The organism is Methanomethylovorans sp. (genome assembly GCF_050177135.1).
GTDB lineage: Archaea > Halobacteriota > Methanosarcinia > Methanosarcinales > Methanosarcinaceae > Methanomethylovorans.
This window is the reverse complement of sequence record NZ_JBFXHJ010000034.1, coordinates 1-3,785: the sequence shown is the minus strand read 5'-3', so window position 1 is coordinate 3,785 and position 3,785 is coordinate 1. Positions and strand designations below refer to the sequence as shown.

At 48.7% G+C, this 3,785-nt stretch carries 5 protein-coding genes; all 5 read left to right on the top strand.

The genetic code is table 11. From position 1 onward, the window contains the following. The coding region (locus AB7U21_RS04420; RefSeq protein ID WP_428387300.1) for an RAD55 family ATPase at nt 1–243 on the top strand (243 nt) is incomplete at its 5' end. A gap of 130 nt (nt 244–373) precedes the next feature. Continuing rightward, nucleotides 374–1,171, top strand: a complete 798-nt coding sequence (locus AB7U21_RS04415; protein ID WP_333787376.1) for a 2-amino-3,7-dideoxy-D-threo-hept-6-ulosonate synthase — start codon at nt 374–376, stop codon at nt 1,169–1,171. A 14-nt stretch (nt 1,172–1,185) separates the two neighbouring features. After that, nucleotides 1,186–2,328: a 3-dehydroquinate synthase II gene (locus AB7U21_RS04410; RefSeq protein ID WP_333787383.1), complete on the top strand. Its 1,143-nt coding sequence runs from the start codon at nt 1,186–1,188 to the stop codon at nt 2,326–2,328. A gap of 11 nt (nt 2,329–2,339) precedes the next feature. Then, nucleotides 2,340–3,044 (top strand): type I 3-dehydroquinate dehydratase, encoded by a 705-nt coding sequence (aroD, locus tag AB7U21_RS04405; RefSeq protein ID WP_333787377.1) that lies wholly within the window; start codon nt 2,340–2,342, stop codon nt 3,042–3,044. Continuing rightward, nucleotides 3,041–3,785 (top strand): shikimate dehydrogenase (aroE, locus tag AB7U21_RS04400; RefSeq protein WP_428387297.1); only part of this gene is annotated, 745 nt, incomplete at its 3' end. The genes aroD and aroE, both read left to right, overlap by 4 nt.

Genomic DNA, 3,785 nt, shown 5'->3' with positions numbered 1-3,785 from the left:
GAAGGAGTTACATCACTTCTGACCTGTCTTACCACGGAAAGCAAAGAACGCTCAAAGATATGCGACATACAGATAACATCAGTTGCAGACACCGTAATAATGCTGCAACAGAGCCTTATATCCTCTGTTTTGCAGAAGTCCTTATCAATAATCAAGATGAGAGGCAGTGATCATGAGAAGGGGCCTGCAAGATATGAGATAAACTCAAATGGCTTTGTGATAGAGAATCTCATGCGTGAGTAAAAAGGCGGACAGTAACCTTTTCTGCCCCAGAAGGACCTGAAACGTACTTATTTCCTCTAAATAACTTTATATACCTTAGCCATGTTACTATGTAACATACTAGCACGGCACTAGAATGGAGATCACAAATATGTCAGAAATTGGAAAAAGCATACGTATCGAAAGGATAATGGACAGGAACAGCAGGAACATGGTGATAATACCTATGGACCATGGAATATCCGATGGTCCCATTAAAGGTCTCATCAACATTGCAGATTCCATCAATAAAGTAGCTGAAGGCGGAGCAAATGCGGTGCTCATGCAAAAGGGCATGATAAAGCACGGACATCGCGGATACGGTCATGATGTCGGGTTAATAGTGCATATGAGCGCATCCACATCCCTCGGACCGGACCCTAACAACAAAGTTCAGGTCTGCAGCGTGGAAGAAGTAATGAAAATGGGAGCTGATGCAGTATCTATACATGTGAACGTGGGTTCTGAAACAGAGGCCGACCAGCTCCAGAAATTTGGAAAGGTAGCTGAAGACTGCAATATCTGGGGCATACCTTTGCTTGCCATGATGTACCCCCGGGGCAAGAAAGTAACAAATCCACATGATCCCGTGATGGTGGCCCATGCTGCAAGGGTAGGAGCAGAACTTGGAGCTGACGTGGTCAAGACAGTATACACAGGAGATGTGGATTCGTTTAAGGATGTTGTGGAAGGATGTCCGGTGCCAGTTGTTATTGCTGGCGGACCTAAGACAGAAACCGACGAGCAATTCCTGGAAATGATAAGAGGCGCCATTGATGCGGGCAGCAGAGGAGTCGCCATTGGCAGGAATGTTTTCCAGCACAAGGACCCCACAAAAATTACAAGAGCAATAACAGAGATAGTGCATAAGGATCGTACTGTAGAAGAAGCTCTTGAGATACTTAAGTGAAACAACGTGAGAACATGAACAGGAAAAGCGTATGGATAAAAGCCGATGAAGGCAGGTGGGATGACAGGAAAGGCAGGATCACCACCGGACTGGAATCGGGAGTGGATTACGTACTGGTAGATGCCAGTGATGTTGAGAAGGTAAGGGAACTGGGGGACATAAAGGTCGCAGCTTTTGCCCATGATGAAAGGTCTGGTGCAGACATCATAGTAGTAGGGAAAGGAAGCGAAGGGGATGGAACAAAACCACTGCCTCCTGACTTCAGTGGCTCTTTTGACATAATAACGGCCACCCGCCTGAAAGGAAAAGGCTTGAAGGTAGCCGGATACGTGGTCATCCGCAATAAACAGTATGAAGAGTTTGCAGCAGAACTGGCCGAAGCCTGCGACTACATTATAACCGTAGGCACTGACTGGAAAGTAATTCCTCTGGAAAACCTCATTGCAGGATTGCATGACAAAGACGTACAGATCATTTCCGGGGTCAGGACCTCTGAAGAAGCGAAGCTTTCGCTTGAGACCATGGAACATGGATCCGATGGAGTGTTATTGGATACTGACGACCCAAGTGAGATAAAGAAAACTGTGGGAATGGCAGAAAGGTCTGGTGTCGAGGATATTGAACTTGCAGCTGCCATCGTCACAAAAGTGGAGCATGTGGGCATGGGTGATCGTGTATGTGTGGACACTTGCAACCTTATGACAAGCGGGGAAGGTATGCTTGTAGGTTCACAATCCTGCGGCCTTTTCCTTGTGAACTCGGAAGCTGATGACAGCCCGTACGTTGCATCGCGGCCATTTCGAGTGAATGCCGGAGCGGTACACGCTTATGTACTGGTGGGAGAGAAGACGAAATACCTGTGTGAACTGGAAGCTGGTGATGAAGTAGCTATCGTTAATGCGGCCGGTGAGCAGAGAAAAGGTATCGTGGGCAGAGTAAAGATCGAAAGAAGGCCCCTTATGCTCATAGAGGCCGACCTTAACGGAAAGACTGTCAAGACCATTGTGCAGAACGCAGAGACCATTAAACTGCTGAGCAAAGGCGGGAAGCCCATAGCTGTCACCGACCTTCAACCCGGAGACGAGGTGCTGGTAAAGTTCGAGGAAATCGGCCGGCATTTCGGAATGAAGGTAGAGGAAACGATCATCGAGAAATGATCAGAGGGCTTATGGTAAAGATAGGTAGCTTCGACCTGTCAGAAGGAGCGGCAGTTGTAGCCGTCATAAGTGACTATCCAATGGAACTGGCCAGAGAGGCTCTCTTGCAGGGTGCAGACATACTGGAGATCAGGCTGGACCTGCTTGGTATAAAAGATACAAAGTCAGCGCTGGAAATGATCGCAGGCTTAAAGCAAGAGGTAAACCTGCCATGTATTGCAACCAATAGATTACCAATTGATGGAGGCAAATGGGAAGGACCGGAAAAAAAGAGAATACAACTTCTTCTGGATATTCTGCCTGTGGTGGATGCGGTGGACGTGGAACTCGCTGCAGAGGCTGACCTGCGGGAAAAGCTCATATCAGCCGCACATGAACTTGGCAAGACAGTTATTGTCTCGCATCATGATTTTAATGGAACCACTTCCATGGAAAAGATCAAGGATATGCTGGAAATGGCATGGCAAAGCGGAGGCGACATAGCCAAGTTCGCTGCGAAGGCCAATTCGCCTGCCGACACCATGAACCTTCTGCGCGTAACTCATGAAGCTACCAGACCCGTGTGCATGATAGCCATGGGCGATCTTGGAAAACATACACGGGTGATAGCACCGTTCTATGGTTCAGTGCTTACTTATGGCTCAATTGGAGAGGCTGTGGCACCGGGTCAGCTGAACATAGCAGAACTGAAGAGAACGATGAAGGTGCTGTTATGAAAAAAGTGTTTGCTGTCTTCGGCGACCCCATAGAGCACTCACTGTCCCCTGTGATGCACAATGCGGCATTCAAAGCTCTGGGAATGGACTGTACCTACCACGCTTTCCGGGTCAGCAAGGAAAACCTTAAAGATGCTATCAAAGGAGCACATGCCATGGGATTTGGGGGACTGAACCTTACGGTGCCCCTGAAGGAAGAGGCTCTGAGGACAGTGGAACCAGATCCCCTTGCAGCAGTCGTGGGGGCGGTCAATACCGTAGACCTCAAGGATGGCATGAGGGGATACAATACCGATGGCATAGGAGCTGAAAAGGCCCTTGTCGATGCAGGCGTGAAAATAGAGGGAGCGAAGGTACTGATAGTCGGTGCAGGAGGAGCTGCCCGGGGAATCGGTTTTCAGCTTGCAAGTGACGGAGCGGATGTGACCATTGCTAACCGTACGCCTGAAAGGGCTATGCAGCTCGCAGATGATGTTGCCCTTGCGGGAAACGTAAAAGGATGTGGTCTTGAGCGATTGGATGATCTTATAGCCAGCTCTGACGTGCTGATCAACTGCACCACATTAGGAATGCATCCGCAGGTGGAAGCTACCATAGCAACAGCAAAGCAGATGCATGAGGGTCTCGTGGTCTTTGATATTGTGTACAATCCACTGAAAACGAAACTGCTCACGGAAGCGGAAAAGGCCGGAGCAAGGACAGTATCCGGAGTGATGATGCTGGTATATCAGGGTGCTGAAG

Coding starts and splice junctions, on each gene's coding strand:
- AB7U21_RS04415 (WP_333787376.1), top strand. CDS start 374: ATGTCAGAAATTGGAAAAAGCATACGTATCGAAAGGATAATGGACAGG.
- AB7U21_RS04410 (WP_333787383.1), top strand. CDS start 1,186: ATGAACAGGAAAAGCGTATGGATAAAAGCCGATGAAGGCAGGTGGGAT.
- aroD (WP_333787377.1), top strand. CDS start 2,340: ATGGTAAAGATAGGTAGCTTCGACCTGTCAGAAGGAGCGGCAGTTGTA.